Source organism: Solibacillus sp. GQ1, assembly GCF_059758555.1.
In genome coordinates this window covers 228,976-245,786 of record NZ_JCAXEX010000002.1, presented here as the reverse complement: position 1 = coordinate 245,786, position 16,811 = coordinate 228,976, and the positions used below count along the sequence as shown (strand labels likewise).

At 40.4% G+C, this 16,811-nt stretch carries 19 protein-coding genes and 1 riboswitch; of the genes, 7 read left to right on the top strand and 12 right to left on the bottom strand.

The genetic code is table 11. The features are described from left to right. Positions 1–17 precede the first annotated feature (17 nt). The gene (locus tag AC6CH1_RS13600; RefSeq protein ID WP_498318001.1) at positions 18–806 is read right to left on the bottom strand and encodes a 2,3-dihydro-2,3-dihydroxybenzoate dehydrogenase; all 789 of its coding nucleotides are present in this window, start codon (positions 804–806) and stop codon (positions 18–20) included. A gap of 659 nt (positions 807–1,465) precedes the next feature. Here AC6CH1_RS13600 and AC6CH1_RS13595 point away from each other — a divergent pair. The 5 genes from AC6CH1_RS13595 to thiW all read left to right on the top strand — a co-directional run bounded on the left by AC6CH1_RS13595 (position 1,466) and on the right by thiW (position 6,423). Next, on the top strand, positions 1,466–3,010 hold the full coding sequence (locus tag AC6CH1_RS13595) for an alanine/glycine:cation symporter family protein (protein ID WP_498317999.1): 1,545 nt from the start codon (positions 1,466–1,468) through the stop codon (positions 3,008–3,010). Between the two features lie 113 nt (positions 3,011–3,123). Continuing rightward, the gene (locus AC6CH1_RS13590) at positions 3,124–3,879 is read left to right on the top strand and encodes a 3'-5' exonuclease (RefSeq protein WP_498317998.1); all 756 of its coding nucleotides are present in this window, start codon (positions 3,124–3,126) and stop codon (positions 3,877–3,879) included. Between the two features lie 299 nt (positions 3,880–4,178). Then, positions 4,179–4,979 carry a nucleotidyltransferase gene (locus AC6CH1_RS13585; protein ID WP_498317997.1) on the top strand — a complete coding sequence of 267 codons (801 nt, stop codon included), beginning with the start codon at positions 4,179–4,181 and terminating at the stop codon, positions 4,977–4,979. A gap of 78 nt (positions 4,980–5,057) precedes the next feature. Beyond that, a complete protein-coding gene (locus tag AC6CH1_RS13580) occupies positions 5,058–5,630 on the top strand; it encodes a cupin domain-containing protein (RefSeq protein ID WP_498317995.1) in 573 nt (190 codons plus the stop codon). A 109-nt stretch (positions 5,631–5,739) separates the two neighbouring features. Continuing rightward, a riboswitch (TPP riboswitch) is annotated at positions 5,740–5,828 on the top strand. A gap of 88 nt (positions 5,829–5,916) precedes the next feature. Beyond that, a complete protein-coding gene (thiW, locus tag AC6CH1_RS13575; protein WP_498317993.1) occupies positions 5,917–6,423 on the top strand; it encodes an energy coupling factor transporter S component ThiW in 507 nt (168 codons plus the stop codon). Between the two features lie 100 nt (positions 6,424–6,523). On the opposite strand, the gene AC6CH1_RS13570 is transcribed toward thiW, so the two are convergent. The 9 genes from AC6CH1_RS13570 to AC6CH1_RS13530 form a co-directional block, all read right to left on the bottom strand. Continuing rightward, complete coding sequence (locus AC6CH1_RS13570) at positions 6,524–6,919, bottom strand: VOC family protein (RefSeq protein WP_498317991.1); 396 nt, start codon at positions 6,917–6,919, stop codon at positions 6,524–6,526. Between the two features lie 285 nt (positions 6,920–7,204). Further along, on the bottom strand, positions 7,205–7,702 hold the full coding sequence (locus AC6CH1_RS13565) for an SRPBCC family protein (RefSeq protein WP_498317990.1): 498 nt from the start codon (positions 7,700–7,702) through the stop codon (positions 7,205–7,207). Positions 7,703–7,823: 121 nt separating this feature from the next. Continuing rightward, positions 7,824–8,294: an S-ribosylhomocysteine lyase gene (locus AC6CH1_RS13560; protein WP_251690176.1), complete on the bottom strand. Its 471-nt coding sequence runs from the start codon at positions 8,292–8,294 to the stop codon at positions 7,824–7,826. A gap of 15 nt (positions 8,295–8,309) precedes the next feature. Continuing rightward, the gene (locus AC6CH1_RS13555; RefSeq protein WP_251690450.1) at positions 8,310–9,050 is read right to left on the bottom strand and encodes an amino acid ABC transporter ATP-binding protein; all 741 of its coding nucleotides are present in this window, start codon (positions 9,048–9,050) and stop codon (positions 8,310–8,312) included. A 36-nt stretch (positions 9,051–9,086) separates the two neighbouring features. Continuing rightward, entirely contained in the window at positions 9,087–9,746 is a 660-nt protein-coding gene (locus AC6CH1_RS13550; protein ID WP_251690177.1) for an amino acid ABC transporter permease, read from the bottom strand. Between the two features lie 62 nt (positions 9,747–9,808). Then, complete coding sequence (locus tag AC6CH1_RS13545) at positions 9,809–10,609, bottom strand: transporter substrate-binding domain-containing protein (protein ID WP_079524307.1); 801 nt, start codon at positions 10,607–10,609, stop codon at positions 9,809–9,811. 188 nt (positions 10,610–10,797) lie between these two features. Beyond that, positions 10,798–12,240 carry an SLC13 family permease gene (locus AC6CH1_RS13540; RefSeq protein ID WP_498317987.1) on the bottom strand — a complete coding sequence of 481 codons (1,443 nt, stop codon included), beginning with the start codon at positions 12,238–12,240 and terminating at the stop codon, positions 10,798–10,800. A 1-nt stretch (position 12,241) separates the two neighbouring features. Next, on the bottom strand, positions 12,242–13,423 hold the full coding sequence (locus tag AC6CH1_RS13535; protein WP_251690180.1) for a glycerate kinase family protein: 1,182 nt from the start codon (positions 13,421–13,423) through the stop codon (positions 12,242–12,244). 159 nt (positions 13,424–13,582) lie between these two features. Continuing rightward, positions 13,583–14,275 (bottom strand): SDR family NAD(P)-dependent oxidoreductase, encoded by a 693-nt coding sequence (locus tag AC6CH1_RS13530; protein ID WP_498318114.1) that lies wholly within the window; start codon positions 14,273–14,275, stop codon positions 13,583–13,585. 421 nt (positions 14,276–14,696) lie between these two features. Here AC6CH1_RS13530 and AC6CH1_RS13525 point away from each other — a divergent pair, with 421 nt between their 5' ends. Next, positions 14,697–15,149 carry a HEAT repeat domain-containing protein gene (locus tag AC6CH1_RS13525; RefSeq protein ID WP_498317985.1) on the top strand — a complete coding sequence of 151 codons (453 nt, stop codon included), beginning with the start codon at positions 14,697–14,699 and terminating at the stop codon, positions 15,147–15,149. A gap of 92 nt (positions 15,150–15,241) precedes the next feature. Here AC6CH1_RS13525 and AC6CH1_RS13520 read toward each other — a convergent pair whose 3' ends face one another. Together AC6CH1_RS13520 and AC6CH1_RS13515 are read right to left on the bottom strand one after the other, a co-directional pair. Next, positions 15,242–15,487 (bottom strand): cAMP-binding protein, encoded by a 246-nt coding sequence (locus tag AC6CH1_RS13520; RefSeq protein ID WP_498317983.1) that lies wholly within the window; start codon positions 15,485–15,487, stop codon positions 15,242–15,244. A gap of 98 nt (positions 15,488–15,585) precedes the next feature. Then, positions 15,586–15,990 carry a DUF2512 family protein gene (locus AC6CH1_RS13515; protein ID WP_251690184.1) on the bottom strand — a complete coding sequence of 135 codons (405 nt, stop codon included), beginning with the start codon at positions 15,988–15,990 and terminating at the stop codon, positions 15,586–15,588. A 174-nt stretch (positions 15,991–16,164) separates the two neighbouring features. Between AC6CH1_RS13515 and AC6CH1_RS13510 the strand changes: the two genes are divergently transcribed. Beyond that, on the top strand, positions 16,165–16,545 hold the full coding sequence (locus AC6CH1_RS13510) for a PH domain-containing protein (RefSeq protein ID WP_251690185.1): 381 nt from the start codon (positions 16,165–16,167) through the stop codon (positions 16,543–16,545). Positions 16,546–16,811: the final 266 nt, after the last annotated feature.

The following is a 16,811-nucleotide window of genomic DNA, read 5'->3' as shown; positions in this document are numbered from 1 at the left end:
GAATTCAAAAGACAGACTTAGCTCGCTCCCAATGTTGCGCCGCCATCCACGACAAGATTGCTCATCGTAATATGGCTTGAGTGCACGGACAGGAAAAACAGGATAGCGCCGACAATATTGTCCGGTTGTGCAATCTTTTTCAGCGGAATCCCTACTTTATACGTTTCAGGCATTCCTTTAATCATAACTTCAGCTCCATGATCATCGGACCACATCGAACGTTGCATGTCCGTATCGGTCGAGCCTGGTGAAACGATATTGCAGCGTATATTATGCTCTGCCAGCTCTAAACCGAGACATTTTGTAAACATGACCGTTGCCGCCTTTGATGCTGCATAGGCCGCCATAGAAATTCTCGGTACACTTGCGGCATTTGATCCGACTGTTACAATTGAACCTGCTTTTCTTTGAATCATATAACGGCTTACCGCTCTTGAAACATAAAACACACCTGTCGTATTAATTGAAAAAATCCTTGCCCAGTCACGGTCAGTACATGATTCGACCGGACCTGTAGCCAATGCACCTGCTACATTGACGAGCATTTCGATTGACCCGATTTCGTTTTCCACTTTCTCTACAACTGCATCAATGGCGTTACTATCCCCGACATCTGCAGGAAAGGCGAAAACTTCGTGGTCCTGCTCTATTAAACCATTCACATGGCTTCTCAATTTCTCCTCGTTATAATCGATTACAGCAACTTTTACTCCTAATGTAGCCAAGCTTTTGACAAGGCTTGCGCCAATTCCCTGGGCTCCGCCTGTCACAAGAGCAACTTTCCCTCTTAACTCCTGAAAGTTCACTTCAACACTTCCTTTCGTTTACAGTTATGTATAGACAGCTTGATTTCTTATTAGAATCAACAATCAATAATGATAATCATTATCAATTGATTCTATTAGCAATGATAGGCCTAACATTTTACAACGTCAAGAGACATTCAAACATTCCAATAGAAAGACCTAAGTTTTAGTTTAGTGCTGATTTAAAGAAGTAATATTCGGCATTTTTGAACAATTTATAAGGAAAACTGCGTTAATTAAATCCAAATAAAGGAATAAACATGAACTTCCTCTCCTCTATTATGTAGTCTTATCAATTCATTACTGACCTGTAGAGAAGCTATCATTGTGTAAATATTTTGCCAGAAAAACATTCTTGGATATAGAGAGCGATAGGAATATGGAATTACTGCACAAAAGATTATGGAATTTATTCGTTTTTCCTGTGAATATTATTTTTTTCTGTTAATGTAGAACACCGTTAAATACCTGCTACTAAAACATTCCCAAGCTTTGAATCCCATAAAAATTACTACAAGCCCGAAAGAATTTTGTTTAACAAGCGCTTGTTTGTGTTAATTACAGTAATAATACTTTTTTCAGATAACAGAAAAAAGCTATACATAAAAACGTGCATTACAGTTTTACTTAGAAAATAAAATAAAGGACGTGGTTCATGAATGTTGGAAATCGTTAATTTTTTGAATAAATATGTTTGGAGTAATGCGTTAGTATTTTTATTTTTGGCGGTCGGTCTCATTTTTACGTTGAGAACTCGATTCGTTCAAGTAAGACGTTTTAAAGATATGATCACATTGCTGTTTGAGAAAAATCATGACAGTGCCGGCATTTCTTCTTTCCAGGCATTAGCGATGTCATTAGGAAGCCGTATTGGTACAGGTAATATTGTCGGTGTTGCAGCAGCCATCAGCCTCGGTGGTCCTGGTGCAGTTTTCTGGATGTGGGTTATGGGATTTTTAGGTGCAGCCACTTCATTTATTGAAATTACCCTTTCTCAAATTTTCAAAAGTAAAATCGAAGGTGAATACCGCGGCGGAACACCGTTTTATATTTACAAAGGCTTGAATTTAAAATGGTTTTCCATTATTTCAGCGACGATTTTAATTATCGTTATCGGTATTTTATGGCCGACAGTACAGGCGAACACGATTGCTTTAACGGTTCAGGAATCATTCAATGTTCCCCCACTTGTAACAGGTCTACTGCTTGCTGCATTAATGGCCGTAATCATTTACGGTGGGGTAAAGCGAATCGCCACTGTTTCGGAATATTTAGTTCCGTTCATGGCATTAGCATACGTGACAATTTGTATCGCATTATTAGTTATTAACATTTCTGAAATTCCGGCGATGTTTTCATTGATTGTGACAAGTGCGCTTAACTTGAATGCTACATTTGCAGGTCTGGTCGGTACAGCCATCGCAATGGGTGTACAGCGTGGTGTATTCTCAAGTGCTGCCGGGTTAGGTACGGAAACGTTTGAATCCGGTGCAACGAGTGTTTCGCACCCTGCCAAACAAGGTTTAGTACAGGCATTTTCTATTTACATCGATACGTTTCTAATCTGTACAGCGACAGCCTTTATGATTTTAATTACAGGTATGTACAATGTTGCGCCAAGTGCAGGCGAGGCCATCGTATCGAACATTCCAGGTGCTAACCCTGAAATTTATACACAGTCGGCAATGAGTACACTGATCTCTCCGACATTCGGTCAGTACTTTATGACAATTTCATTATTCCTGTTCTGTTTTACTACGTTAATTACGTACTTCTACAAAATGGATACAAACATTGCCTTCATTAAAGAAACGCTTAATATCGGCAAAGCAGGGAAAATCATTACGCATGCTGCCCGCCTCGGACTTTTAGGCATGGTTATTTTCGGCGCAGTGAATTCGGCTACCCTTATTTGGGCGATTACTGATTTAGGAGTAGGTTTGCTCGGCTGGGTGAACGTCATTACGATCGTGCTGCTTTCGAAAACCGCTTTAACCGCACTGAAAGATTACGATACGCAAAAACGCTTGGGGCTTAACCCAACGTTCAACCCGCTAGTGTTAGGGATTAAAAATGCGGATTTCTGGGAAGACCTCGAAGCAAGATCTTCGATACCAAATACCGTTCCTTCAAAAGGAAAAACGGTCGTAGCGAAGAAAGTCCAAGAACGTCTGCAACCAGTGCCGAATCCGTTTTCTGAATAAGTGATAGGCTGACCATCGCTCGTTGTTTCGGTTGTGGTCAGCTTTTTTATTTATTATTTACTTCATATATGGTTCAATTATAGAACAAATGTTCCAATTAAGAGGTGAAGTTTATGAACATCGAATGGCTGCATATCCGCATCCTGATTACGTGCTCGATTGTGGGCTTTGCCAAACGTGAAGCATTGGCCGCAAGCTATCCGACAGAGGCAATTGATGAACTGGAACAGCACGGCTATATTGCCCGGACGCGCTATGGCCATTATTACAATACGAAGCTTGCCGCGCAGTATTTAAGAAAGTTTATTACAACGTATAGCCCGCGCTTGAAGGTTGCGGAAATGGTGGAACTGTTGGAGCATGCACCCGAATATATCGTCGTCGATATTGAAACGACGGGTGGCTCTGCTGCTAGAGGTGATAAAATCGTGGAGATTGCTGCACTAAAAATTCGCAACGGAGAAACGGTGGACCTTTTTCACCGCTTTGTGAATCCGGAAAAACTGATTAAAAATTCGCATATTCACGGGATTACTAATGAACGGGTGAAAGGTGAGCAAACGATCTCCCCTGTCATTCACGCCTTTAAAGATTTTTTAGGTGATTTGCCGATTGTCAGTCACCATATCGGGTTTGACTGGTACAGCTTCCTCGCACTCGAGTTTTTCCGAAATGGCATTCGTCCAACGAATCCGGCAGCCTGTACGGTACTGCTTGCGCGCAAATATTTGGACAGTCCGAGAAATAATTTAAATGTCATTGCCGAAACGTATAACATCCCGCTTCTTAACCATCATACAGCCGATGCGGATGCGATTTGTGCCAATGAAATACTGCAGCTTATTTTGAAGAAAGCGACTGCACAGTAGGAGACGGTTCTATCGGTTCTATTTGTGCGATCGCTTTTTTGTTTTGTGATTTTATTAGAATAGTTAGGGCGGTTATTAGAAAATGTCGGCGGGGTATAAGAACATCGGTGTCCTTTAATTGAAGATGTCGGCTGTTTATTAGAACAACTCACTGATTTATTGGCATCGCACTTTTATTGGAACATTTTTTTGTTTATTAGAACGATGCAGGTCGTTATTAGAAGCGTTTGAATGCCTCCTGATTTATTTGAAACTATTTCCATCCAATCGACGTAGAATAGAACAATGGAGGTGTACGGATGAGAAACTTATCTTCATATATGATGCTTACTGGGATATTGATCACTGCCCTATGCGGGAACTGGATCATCCTTAATTATGATGAGGTCGTGATTTATCCGAAAGCTTCTTATCTTACTTTCGGAATCGGGTTAGTACTGGTAGGATGCACTTTTGTAATGAATCAAATCTTCAGTTACCGGGAACAGGAAAAAGCACATACAAAAGATAAACGGCATGCTCTAAACGAATGGCTTACTGCTAATCAGCCAGTTAATAAATGGTTGAGTGGACTTGTTGTTCTACCGCTTGTGATCGCACCGTTTTATAACTGGACGCTGTTTTTTACGATGCTGGAATGGTATTTATTTTCGGGGCTTGTAATAGCCGGTATTATTTACATGTTGAATGGTGACAGAGTAGAAGACAATAAGGACTGGGAGTATAAAGGGAAGACAAAAATGATGCTTGATCTGATCGATTACCGCAAACATCCCTTTAATATTTCGCTTATTATCTACATCCTGGTCATTGTCAGTTTTGTGTTAAGCAAGAGGTTGGATATTCCGCTCTATATGGAAACAGGGGGCAACTCGCGCTACGTTACTTCTTTGCCAACGATTTCGTTTTTAATGTCTTCCTTAATGGTCGTGAGTACGTTTATTTATATTATCAGTCATGGGAATTTCTTTGGTTTTCGTAAAGCTGAGTTAAGTTATGAAAGAGTCATGTTCGTCCACTTTACAGAAATTATTGTATGTGGTGCCACCCTGTTTATTTTAATTTTCACATTAATCAATGCGTTGTATGTGTATTTTTAAATGGATGGCTACTAACGACATAGGCACACACTGGTAAATTATTGCATATTTTAACTACAATAAAAAAGAGGTGAACTATTGAACCCGAATCAAGATTATACATCAGTGCAATCCCAGTTTACATTCGACCTTAATAAAAACCCGTTATTCGTTAAAGACCAGCAAAATTTTATTAATGTAATGGGCGGCAACCAGTTAAATACGCTTGATAATATATCGCTGCTTGATATATATCTTAGCGCCAATAATGTGATTGAACCGCACTATCACCAAAATGCGGCGGAACTTGTTTACTGTATTACAGGGAGTGCGATTGTTTCGATTTTGAATCCGTTTACGAAACAGCTGATGCATTTTCCGATTAGCCCCGGTCAAGTAGCGAACGTTCCTCAAGGGTGGTGGCATTACGAAGTCGCTACGCAAAACAACACGCATCTGCTTGCCATTTTTAATGCTCCGACACCGGAAGTCATTTTAGGTTCCGACCTCCTTAAGCTGACACCAGCAAATATTATGGCCCATACGTATGGCATGAACGAAAATTTATGGCAGCAGGCAATTGCTCCTGTCAGACCGAATACTTTCATCGGTCCGCCAAACCCTTGGCAACATGCCCAACCCGGTAATTATGGCGGCGGGTATGAGCAGTAGTTTTTCTCGGTCAAAGGAATCAAATTTAGAAAATGCATTTGCATAATGAAACGGCCGTGTTATGATAATTGTGAAATTAACCCAATATTGGAAGCAGATGATCTGCTCATAAAACTACTAGGGGCGCCTTTTGGCTGAGAAGTACCCTTTGCACCTGATCTAGGTAATACTAGCGTAGGAAAGTAGTGTCGATCCCCTATTTTTATTTTTGTATAGGCTACGATACCACTTTCTTAATTGAAAGTGGTTTTTTTTGTTGCAAAAATTATTATAAAGGATGGTAGAAATGAATAAAACGAGAAAACTTACATATTCCGCGATTATCGCAGCGATTACGACGATTCTCAGCAGTTTGGTGTATATCCCATTAGGTTTTGCAAAAATTTTTCCGATTCAGCACTTTGCCAATGTCGTATCGGCGGTACTGCTCGGTCCATGGTATGCGGTATTACAGGCGTTTCTTACATCGACGTTAAGAAATTTGATGGGGACAGGCAGTATCTTTGCCTATCCGGGGAGTATGATTGGCGCACTTCTCGCTGCATTTTTGTTTGCGAAAACGAAGAAGTTGGCGTTTGCAGCGGTAGGTGAAGTGATTGGGACAGGGTTGCTCGGTGCGTTGGCTACTTATCCGATTGCGATTTTATTTTTAGGTCAGGAAGCGGCACTGTTCGGTTTTGTCCCGGCATTTATGATGAGTTCGTTTGCGGGTGCGCTTTTAGGCTATGGCTTGCTGAAGATTATGGTGAGAAATCGGGCATTTGGCGGGATGCTTTATCAGAATGTTGGGTGAAGAGCTGGCGTTGAACGCAAGGGATTTATTATTAGAAGACTTTAAAATATATTAGAATATGAAGCGCCGGGTATCGAGTCATGGCACCCGGCACATTTTATTAAGCTAAATTGATCTGCCATGACACGCCGTAACGGTCATTTAACCAGCCGAATTTCTTACTGAAACCGTAATCACCGATTGGCATTAACGGATGTCCGCCATCAAGCAGTTTTTCATAAAGATGATTGATTTCTTCTTCTGTATCACATGTAATAAAAATAGAAAATGACGGTGTGAAGCCAAACTCATGTTTTAAATTACTGTCAATGCACATAAATTCCTGACTTTTTATCGAAAAAGTTGCTTGCATAACTTTCCCTTCATCTCCGCCTTCATTTGCTCCATAGCGGACAATACTCGTAATTTCTGCGTCCTCGATAACGGATGTGTAGAAGTTCATTGCTTCTTCTGCAACGCCGCCTTGAAACATTAAAAATGGTTTTGCGCTTTTCATTGTACCCTTCCCCTTCTGAATTCAAATTTACACCACTTCAATTTAGCCTATTTTACCATTTTTCGCGAACTTTTCTCCCTATAAGTTAGAGGCATCTCCTAACTAGACGGTGCCTTTGATTTAATATTTAAATTTCGCGATGAGCTGTTGTTCCGAAGATGCGGCTACTTCTTCTGGAACCGTATAAAGATATAGTAGAACAATTCAACCTTTTATTAGAAAATCTTCCCCGAAAATTCAATCACCGGATGGTCATAACCCCCACCTTGTGTTTCATTATACGTCCTAACCTTGATAGCTCACTTTTCCGGTCTCAACTAATTCCTTCAGACCCATGAACATTAAATTCCAGCCATGTTCTGTGCCATCTCGCATTTCATCTAGAGCTTTTACGATGTCTGCATCTGTCCATTGCTCTTCATTTTCAACATGGATCAGTTGAGTGAACGTCATTTCACTGCCTTGTCCCAACTCTTTCAGCTCCACTGTGATTGTATCTTCCAGTTCGCTGAATTGCGGCATTTTAAAAGTGAACACGATTTTTTCAGGCGAATTGATTTCAACATACTTCCCGATCGCCCGGTAGTCTACACCTTGCCGGTGGTCTACAATTTCCCAACTGCCCCCTACTTTTGGGTCATTTTGTGCAACCTTGTTCGTCCCTTCCAATGTAAAGAACCACTTTTTCATCATTACAGGATTCAACCATGCGTCAAACACTTTTTCAGGCTTTACATTAAATTCTCTTTTCATTGTTAATGTAGTCGTTGAGGTATTGTTCATTCAAATTCTCCTTTTAGTTACTTTAGTTTATTAATAACCTATTCACAGGAACTTTTAAAACAATTGCTCCAATAAAAAAGTCTCCTGCGAGATTATTCTCACAGAAGACTTGCTTCATCAATTATTCTCCGAAAACGATATGCCACTCGGCGCGGCCTGCTAAAAATTCCTCAGCTAATGCTTTTGCGCCTTCTAAACTATGGCTTGCCGCCCAGCCGCATTGCACTTCATTACATGCTGGAACAGCCTCTGCCTTCAGCACATCTTGCAGCGTATTTTCAATAATCGTTAATACGCCGTCATAGTCATTGTAGTTCAGTAATGCCAAGTAGAAGCCTGTTTGGCAGCCCATTGGCGATAAATCAACGACATCTTCGCTATGATTGCGGATACGGTCAGCCATTAAATGCTCTAAAGAGTGTAGTGACGGCATTTCCATATGTGCCTTGTTCGGCTGTTTGAAACGGATATCGTATTTTGTTACGACATCGCCTTTCGCTCCTGTTTTCGTACCGGCAAGTCGCACATAAGGTGCCACTACTTTCGTATGGTCTAAATCAAAGCTCTCTACATTTGTTTTTTCTGTTGTCATGTTGAATCCCCCTAGTTAAATAAATTGCATCGATTTTATAAATTGTTGAATCCGTTCGTTGTTGTTTGCCGTAAAGAAGTTTTCGGTTACGCCGTCATAGCCGATTTCACCGTTTTCGAGAAATAAAATCCGATCTGCCACTTCGCGCGCAAAATTCAAGTTGTGCGTCACGATAATCATCGACTTGCCTTCCTCCGCCAAATTTTTCAGCACCTTCAGCACTTCTCCTTCCAGCTCGGGATCCAGTGCACTTGTCGGCTCATCGAACAGTAAAAACTGCGGCTCCATTGCCAATGCTCTTGCGATGGCGACACGCTGCTGTTGCCCTCCGGATAATTGCGATGGATACTGGTCTGTTTTATGACTCAGGCCAACCTTCTCCAATAATTGCTGTGCCTTTTGTTTAGCAGCCCCTTTGTCTTTCCTTAAGACGGTAACCGGCCCTTCCATCACATTTTCAAGCACTTTCATATGCGGGAACAGATTGAAGCTTTGGAATACCATCGCTGTATTTTGGCGTATTGAAAGCAGGTTCTTTTGAGAGATTGGCTTGTTCAGTTCAACTTTTTGGTTGCCGACTGTCAGAATCCCTTTTTCAGGTCGCTCCAATAAATTGATACAGCGTAACAGCGTTGATTTCCCTGAACCGGATGGACCTAAAATAACCGTTGTTTCGCCTTCATGAAATGTTAAATTAATATTTTTCAATGCCTCGTTTTCGCCAAAGAACTTCGACATTTGCTGAAATTGTACGATAATAAGCCCTCCCTTCTAGCGCTTCACCTGACACTTCTACACATACTTCGATGCGTATTTTTCCAGGCGGCTTTGAATGATCATCAGTATACTAATGAAGATTAAATAGATGACCGCACAAAGTGAATAAATCATAAGCGGCTCATATGTACGTGCGGTAATTTGCTGTCCGACCATGAATAGATCCGCTAGAGTAATACTCGCAACTAACGATGTGCCTTTCACTAAATCGATAAAATCATTGGCCACTGATGGTAATGAAATTCGGACGGTTTGCGGTGCGATAACTCGTCGCATCATTTGCCAATACGTCATACCGAGAGATTCTGCAGCTTCCCATTGTCCTTTTGGGATGGCCAAAATCGAAGCTCGAATCGATTCAGATGCATAGGCGCCTGTATTCAGTGAGAATGTAATAATCGCCGCTGTCCAGGCATCAAGGGTAATCCCCAATTTCGGAAGACCGAAGAATACGATAAACAATGTCACCAATAATGGTGTTCCACGGAATACCCAGACGTAAGTACCGAAAATCCAGCGTAATACTTTATAGTTTGAGATTCTAGCCAGTGCCGTCACGACTGCGATGACTAATGCTATGGCAAAGGCAATGAGCGATAGCGGAATGGTAACAAGAAGTCCTGCTTTTAAAATCGGCCAGATCGAGTTAAGTAAAATATCCATTTCTCTACTCATCCACTAACACTCCTTTCTATAGTTAAATCCACGTAAAAAAGGCCGTCGAAACGACCTTTCCATTAGTTGTTTGAAATAACATTTTCACCAAAATATTTTTCCGAAATTGCTTCGAATGTACCGTCTTCTGTACGTTCTTTAATAATTTCATTTAACTTCTCACGGAACTCATCGTTTTCTTTATTTAAAATTAATGCGATATCAGTTGAATTGATCGCACCGTCCAGTACTTTCAATTTCGTGTCCGGCTGTTCCTGCAAGTATGTCAGGAATGTCACGCGGTCATGGATTGTTCCATCAGCGCGGCCTTGTACAACAAGCTCGATTGAACTCATCAGATCATTTGTTGCGACAACTTCTGCACCAAGCGCTTCTGCATCGCGGGCAAAGTTACTTGTAATTGTTTGTGAAGATTTTTTGCCGTCCATGTCAGCCGGCTCTTTAATTTCTGTGTTATCTGTATGTACAGCAACAACCGCTTCTGATTTCATATATGGCGTTGAGAAATCATACTTTTCTTTACGCTCATCTGTAATCGATACGTTGTTAATTACGAAATCGTATTTATCTGTATCTAAACCCGCAATTAATGAATCCCATTTTGTTTCAACATACTCAGCTTCAACACCTAGGTCTTTTGCAATCTGATCAGCAATTTCATATTCAAAGCCTGTTAATGCTCCTGATTCATCATGGAAGCTGAATGGAGGGAATGTTCCTTCAAGACCGATTTGAATTTTTCCGTCTGCCTGGATTTCCTCTAATTTATTTTTTGCCTCGCTTGCGTTTTCTTCTGATTTATCGCCACCACATGCTGCTAAAACGAGCGCTGATAATGTAACGATTGATAGTAATTTTTTCATGCTAAATGCCTCCGCTTTTAATTCCTAGTTATTTAATAAACTTTATATTATAACAGGGTAATAATAAAAACAATCTTTATTTTCTGAACAATTATTAAATTTAAAACTTTTAGTTAATAAAGGCTAGGAATCGTGCAAAATGCAGATAAAAAGTGCCAATTCCCTCAAATAGAAAATTGACACTAACTTTATAAATGCATGCCTGTCCATTGCCAAAAAGTAAAGTAGAAAAGCATGATGATGAATATATATAGGGGCATTAAAATGGCGCTAAGCTTTACGAGATTCCGCGCATCATAGGAAATATCCCCCTCCTCATAAAACAGCAGCAATGCTTTTGAGCTGACCGGCACCGTTACACAATAGTTCATCCCGATTAAACTTAAAAACACGACAGTTGAGGGGTTTACGCCGATTAACTCACTGAACAAGATCAGTCCTGGAATGAAGACTATGGCACGTGTCGTATGGGAAGTAATATACAGATGACTTGTTACGGTAATCGTTAGGATCATTAATACGATCAGCCAGTCCGGTGCACCGACAAACAGATGCAACACGCTGATCATTTCACTTTCTATCCATTCCACAATGCCCGTATCGACCAATACTTTGCCGAGCGCGGTCGCTGCAGCAACAAACATCACAAGATTCCATGAAACGGCATTCATTCCTTGTTTCCAGCTGATAATTCCGAAGTTTGGCATCATGAAAAGAATGGCACCGATTACTGTAATCAGTTCAATATCCAACCCGTGGAGGCTTTCCGTCATCCAGCCGATGATTAAAAATAATATGAGAACCATTGTCTTTTTTTCATCTTTTCCAAAAGGTTTTGTTACAGGAATCGTTTCAATACTTTCCAATTTCTCTACACTACCCCGCGGCCACAATGTCCATTTGATGACGATTAATGAAAGCAATGTTACAACAAGTGCAAACGGAACACCCCATATTAACCACTGGATGTAGGAAATCGATTCACCGGCCGTATTTTCCAGAAAGCCGATGCCGATTAAATGGGAACCTGCTCCGATTAAAGTCGCCGATGTACTCATTAAAATGATTACCGGTGCAATAATCGCCAAAATACTTTGTTCTTTAGAAGAAAATTTCTCGCTGATTTGCTTAATAATCGGCATCGACAATGCTGCTCGCCCTGATGTTGAAGGGATAAAGAAGGCCGATGCAAACAATACCGAACTTAGTCCAAGCACGACATTTTCTTTTTTATTCGATTTACTTAAGATGAACAGCGTCAGTCGCTCGGCCAGCCCTGATTTTTTAACGGCTTCCCCGATAATAAACGCGCCGATCATAAGCCACACGACTTTCTCGGATAATGAGTTGTACAATAAATCAGGCTCTGCCGCATTCATTAAAATTATAAATGCAATAAGGGTCATTGCCACCCAGCCTGCTGAAAATTTCGTTGTCACCCATAACGTCATCGCTGATAAAAATGCAAAAAGGGATACTTTTGCACTGTAATCCAAATCTTGAATGAAAATAACGGCAATCAGGATTAGAATGTGTATGGATATAATGATCGCTGTCTTATTCGGCATCGATTGTATCTTTGATTTCAGGCGATTTTGCTTTTGTTTATTTCTTTCTACTTTGCTAGACATGTTAAATGGCTCTTTCTTTTCTATTTTCTTTATTGGCTATTTCCATGCCAATTGAAACTTTACGTAAAATTGATTCCGTACTTTCCTCGATCCATTTCGGTGCTTTTTTAATCGCCTTTTCCAAAGATATCGGTTTTTGAATGATGCTGCTGTAGGCATCAATCCCGGCATGATAGTTCAGATTTGCGCCTTTTCCGATTGTTCCTGTAATCGCGATGACCGGGATGTGATTCTTTTTCGCAATGCGTGCAACCTCAGCAGGGATTTTCCCGTTCGGTGTCTGAAAATCAAGACTGCCTTCCGCTGTTAATACGATATCCGCCGTCAGAATTTTTTCTTCTATATTGATATATTTCATGATGATATTGAACCGTGGATGCAACGTGGCACCCGCAAATGCAATCAGTCCCGCACCTAACCCGCCGGATGCCCCGCTGCCCGGTAATGAACGAACATCCAGTTCAGTTGCTTGTTCAATCAAATCCGCATAATGATCAAGCGTAGATGCTAGTTGTTCCACCTGTTTTGGTGTAGCTCCTTTTTGAGGTCCAAATATATGCGCAACCCCTTTTTCCCCGCACAGAATATTTCCCCAGTTACACGCAACATTGATCGAAACGTTCTTTAACCGTGGATCAGCATTTTCCGTATCAATGGTATTGACAGCCATTAAATCTTCTCCGCCATTCATTTGGACAATTTGCCTGTTTTCATCTAAAAACTGAACGCCCAATGCTTGCGCCATTCCTGCACCCCCATCCGATGTACCCGAATCCCCGCAGCCAATCAGAATATTTTCAATGCCCATATTAAGTGCCGCAACAATCAATTCCCCTACACCATAAGTAGTCGTTTTCAACGGGTTTCTTTGATGGCGCGGCACGAGTTTCAAACCTGCCACCGCCGCCATCTCAATGACCGCAGTCCGTTTCCCGTTCTCTTCATAAATACCAAAATAGCTTTTAATCTTTTTGCCGACCGGTCCGGTTACTTTTTTATAAACTAATTCTCCGTCCTTTAAACGAACAATTGTCTTCACGAATCCTTCCCCGCCATCAACCATTGGCATTACTTCCAAATCAATGGTCGGGTCAAAACGTCTTACCCCCCGTTCCATCGCTAATGCGACATCCTCTGCATCCAAACATTCTTTAAACCCTGATGGTACGATTACAATTTTCATTAGGCATCCCTCCAAAATTTATTAATTGTAACTGTACCATCCCAAAATTAGAAAATACTGAGAACTCTATTAGATTACGATGATAGAACGAGGAGTGCGTTTAACAATTGGAAATGGCGCTGTTCCTCGTTGCAAGGAAAGCGCCCTTCTTTTAATCTACTATTCTTCATAAATCATTTTCTTTGTCATCCCGCCATCGATTGTCAGATCCGTCCCTGTAATAAAATCATTTTGCGGGTTCGCTAAATACAGACAGGCACGTGCAATATCATCCGGTTTGCCGACGCGGTTTGAAAAATGCTGGGCGTGGTCGGAAGGTCTGAGAGCATCGTAATCTCCTGTTTCAATCCATCCAGGCGAAATGCTGTTTACTGTTATATTGAGCTCACTGAACGAGCTTGCCAATGCATGTGTCAGGGCAAGGATTCCGCCTTTTGTTGCCGCATAGCTTTCTGAATTCGGTTCGGACATGACGGCACGCGTTGAAGCAAGATTGATGATTGCCCCACCGTTTTTCATCAGCTTTGCCGCCTCACGTGAACATAAAAAGACACTCCGCAAATTCGTATTGATGATGTCATCCCAGTCTTCAAGCGATAATTCCAGCGGTGAAATCCATTTCCCTTTTCCCGCATTATTGATCAAAATATGAATCTCGCCAAAACGGTCAGCTGCCATTCCCATCAATTGACGTACACTCTCTTCACTGCGCACATCGGTCTCGGCAAAAATGGCGGAGTGCCCTTCTTTTTGGAGTTCCCCTGCCAGCTGGACACCTAAGTCATGTTCGATATCTGCGATGATAACATTCGCACCGGCTTTTGCAAAATGGGTTGCTACGGAGCGCCCGATTCCTTGCGCCCTTTATAAATTGCTTAGTAAGAGTGTAACTGAAATGGGTTGAGATTTCGTGTTTGAGGTTGTGCTTTTTTGCCGGTGCAAGCTTTGATTATCACGTTATTGAGTGACGGGGCGGATTTTTATTAGAAAAGTTCGCGTACATATTAGAAGAGTTGTATGGGATATTAGAACATTCGCGTGCTTTATTTGAATAGTTGGAGCACTTATTAGAAAAAATAGGATTTATATTTGAACATCTCACTTTTATTAGAAGATTTTTCGGGATATTAGAACAATGGAGAGCTTTATTAGAAAATCACCCTCACTGCAATCGATTCCGCCCATCTAGTAGAACGAGTAATTACCTCACTTTCATGCTATAATAGATGGAGCGGATCGTTGCTAGTAAGGCAATGACAAAGGAGACAAAATAATGAGTCAACAAAATCAAGAAACAACACAACAATTACCTGAAAATTTCAGTGAATTAAAGAAAGCTGTAAACCGTACAGCAGATTGGGAAGCACGTTTAGATGCGGTACAGGAATTAGCGAAAATTAAAGCCGATGAATCAATTAAAATTTTGCAATATGTAGCGAAGGCCGATCTAGTAACAAAAGTTCGTGATGCTGCTGCGAAACAATTAAAGAAGATGGGTCAGCAAGTTGAACCGTCGGAAGCACCGAAAGGCGAATTGTTCAAAGACCTGCGTAAAATTTTCAAACGTATTAAGAAGAGCTTGCCTGCGGACCACACGTACGAGGACTTCAAAGTAAAATTGGAAAAAATGCGTATCGATATTTACAACACATATGAAGGCGAAAAAGGTGCACAGTTTGACGCTTGGCTGAAGGATATGTGGGAAACAACGACAACTCGAAAATAATTACAGTGAACACGGATTAATTTCCGTGTTCTTTTTGTTTCGTACACTCTAAAAATAGAAGAACATCAATTGAATGATGTTCTCATTGGCACTTACCTCGGTGCGTTTCGATCTAAAATTGCGGACGTGTTATCTTCATGTAAATTATTCAAAGTCGTTGTCGTGCTGTCCACTTTGGTGTATTCATTCAGCTCATCCATTGGAATCACATCTGTTGTTTGTACTTCCACAGCATGAGCAAGTAGCGCTTTGCTGTCATTTGGTGAAAAGCCAAGCGTTTCTTCTACTTGCCGGTTTTTCATTTCTTCATTTTGATTCTTTTTCGGATTGTTCTTCATTTTTTACACCTCCTTTATTAGGATGTGTGATGCATCGTTCATTATGTAAAAAACAAAAAATAGCACTCTCCTTATTGGAAAGCGCCATTATGAAACTATTAATAATCTCTTTGAGCATCCGTTGCTTCAGCACTATCAAATACTTGTCTATCAATATATTTGTGGAAGAACCATTCCCCTAAACCGATGACTACAGCCGAAACAATGGCAGCTGCTACAATATTGTCGTTGTTTTCAGAATAGCTTTGTGCCATAAAGTAAATAACAATCGCTGCTAGAAGTACATCAGATAATGTTGCGATGATATTTCTTTTATCCTGCTCTGCGTGGGTACCAGCATTTTGGAAAATTCCTAAATCCCCAACAACATAAGCTAAAAGTGTTAACACTAAGCTGATTACTAATGTGTCGCTAAACGCAAAATCAAAAAATCCTGCAAGAATAATACCTAAAACTGCCGCAATCATCACAAATTTAATAACTAAAGCTTTCAAATGATTCATATAGAATTCCTCCTTTAAATTTGTTATACAGCATTAATACCCATCTAATATATTTTTACTCATTTTAAGAGAAAATTATTAAAAATTAATATTTTGAAATAAAATTCATCATTCGTAAGTATATCTTTTAAAAGAATGGAAAAAATAGTGGAATAAACAGATGAGGTGAACATAGTGGGTATTTTTGATGGTTTGATGGGCAATGCAAGTGAATTGAAAGCAGAAGATGTTCAAAAAGAGATGGCCGAAATCATTACGAGTAATGAAGAAGTCAAGCATGCTTATAAAGTAATACGAGATACATTCATCTTTACAAACAAACGCTTGATCCTCGTTGATAAACAAGGAATGACGGGGAAAAAAACGGAATATATGTCCATTCCGTACAAAAGCATTACAAATTTTTCGATCGAAACAGCTGGAACTTTCGATTTGGATGCAGAGTTGAAAATTTGGATTTCCGGAAATAGCATCCCTCTTCAAAAGAAGTTTAATAAAGCGACGAATATTTATGCTGTCCAGCGCGTTTTGGCAGAAAATATTTCGTCTTCATAACAATTAAAACGAACGATTGTGATTGCTCCTTTCCGGGAAATCCGAATCGTTCGTTTTTTTGTTTCTTTTCTATTTTGTAATTTATGATATGGTAGAAGCAATATGGATATCAGGAGATTTTCCGTTATATTAGAACATGTCTGGAGTTTATTAGAACTTCCGCCGCACATATTTAAACATCGGGAACACTTATTAGAAAGATCGTACATATATATTAGAAAAACACAGTTTTATTAAAACATTTTTAAGTTTATTAGAACATTGAG

Coding starts and splice junctions, on each gene's coding strand:
- AC6CH1_RS13535 (WP_251690180.1), bottom strand. CDS start 13,423: ATGAAAATTGTAATCGTACCATCAGGGTTTAAAGAATGTTTGGATGCA.
- AC6CH1_RS13595 (WP_498317999.1), top strand. CDS start 1,466: ATGTTGGAAATCGTTAATTTTTTGAATAAATATGTTTGGAGTAATGCG.
- AC6CH1_RS13590 (WP_498317998.1), top strand. CDS start 3,124: ATGAACATCGAATGGCTGCATATCCGCATCCTGATTACGTGCTCGATT.
- AC6CH1_RS13545 (WP_079524307.1), bottom strand. CDS start 10,609: ATGAAAAAATTACTATCAATCGTTACATTATCAGCGCTCGTTTTAGCA.
- AC6CH1_RS13585 (WP_498317997.1), top strand. CDS start 4,179: ATGAGAAACTTATCTTCATATATGATGCTTACTGGGATATTGATCACT.
- AC6CH1_RS13550 (WP_251690177.1), bottom strand. CDS start 9,746: ATGAGTAGAGAAATGGATATTTTACTTAACTCGATCTGGCCGATTTTA.
- AC6CH1_RS13540 (WP_498317987.1), bottom strand. CDS start 12,240: ATGTCTAGCAAAGTAGAAAGAAATAAACAAAAGCAAAATCGCCTGAAA.
- AC6CH1_RS13520 (WP_498317983.1), bottom strand. CDS start 15,487: ATGAAGAACAATCCGAAAAAGAATCAAAATGAAGAAATGAAAAACCGG.
- AC6CH1_RS13570 (WP_498317991.1), bottom strand. CDS start 6,919: ATGAAAAGCGCAAAACCATTTTTAATGTTTCAAGGCGGCGTTGCAGAA.
- AC6CH1_RS13565 (WP_498317990.1), bottom strand. CDS start 7,702: ATGAACAATACCTCAACGACTACATTAACAATGAAAAGAGAATTTAAT.
- thiW (WP_498317993.1), top strand. CDS start 5,917: ATGAATAAAACGAGAAAACTTACATATTCCGCGATTATCGCAGCGATT.
- AC6CH1_RS13525 (WP_498317985.1), top strand. CDS start 14,697: ATGAGTCAACAAAATCAAGAAACAACACAACAATTACCTGAAAATTTC.
- AC6CH1_RS13560 (WP_251690176.1), bottom strand. CDS start 8,294: ATGACAACAGAAAAAACAAATGTAGAGAGCTTTGATTTAGACCATACG.
- AC6CH1_RS13515 (WP_251690184.1), bottom strand. CDS start 15,990: ATGAATCATTTGAAAGCTTTAGTTATTAAATTTGTGATGATTGCGGCA.